Raw genomic sequence first — 687 nt, 5'->3', positions numbered from 1 at the left:
CTAGTCTAACCTTCGGGAGGACGGTTACCACGGTGTGATTCATGACTGGGGTGAAGTCGTAACAAGGTAGCCGTAGGGGAACCTGCGGCTGGATCACCTCCTTAATCGACGACATCAGCTGCTCCATAAGTTCCCACACGAATTGCTTGATTCATTGAAGAAGACGATAGAAGCAGCTTTAAGCTCCAAGCTGATAGCTCCAAGCTAACAGTTACGCGCTCGAAATTGGGTCTGTAGCTCAGTTGGTTAGAGCGCACCCCTGATAAGGGTGAGGTCGGCAGTTCGAATCTGCCCAGACCCACCAATTTTGTTATGGGGCCATAGCTCAGCTGGGAGAGCGCCTGCCTTGCACGCAGGAGGTCAACGGTTCGATCCCGTTTGGCTCCACCATATAACTGCTTCTGAAAGCTTAGAAATGAGTATTCCATTGAGAATATTGATTTCTAGTCTTTTGATTAGATCGTTCTTTAAAAATTTGGGTATGTGATAGAAAGATAGACTGAACGTTACTTTCACTGGTAACGGATCAGGCTAAGGTAAAATTTGTGAGTTCTCTTAAATGAGAAATTCGAATTTTCGGCGAATGTCGTCTTCACAGTATAACCAGATTGCTTGGGGTTATATGGTCAAGTGAAGAAGCGCATACGGTGGATGCCTTGGCAGTCAGAGGCGATGAAAGACGTGGTA

General features: G+C 46.6%; 2 tRNA genes and 1 rRNA gene. All 3 read left to right on the top strand.

The window, feature by feature from the left end:
• Positions 1–104: ribosomal RNA gene (locus tag QMX93_RS30810) — 16S ribosomal RNA — on the top strand; the annotation flags it as partial.
• 123 nt (positions 105–227) lie between these two features.
• A tRNA-Ile gene (locus tag QMX93_RS30805) sits at positions 228–304 on the top strand.
• Positions 305–314: 10 nt separating this feature from the next.
• Positions 315–390: transfer RNA gene (locus QMX93_RS30800), tRNA-Ala, on the top strand.
• Positions 391–687 lie beyond the last annotated feature (297 nt).

It is taken from the genome of Pseudomonas sp. PS01303, from assembly GCF_029959385.1.
Taxonomy (GTDB): Bacteria; Pseudomonadota; Gammaproteobacteria; order Pseudomonadales; family Pseudomonadaceae; genus Aquipseudomonas; species Aquipseudomonas rustica.
Note: the sequence above shows the minus strand (reverse complement) of the source record. Positions and strands in the feature narration are given on the sequence as shown.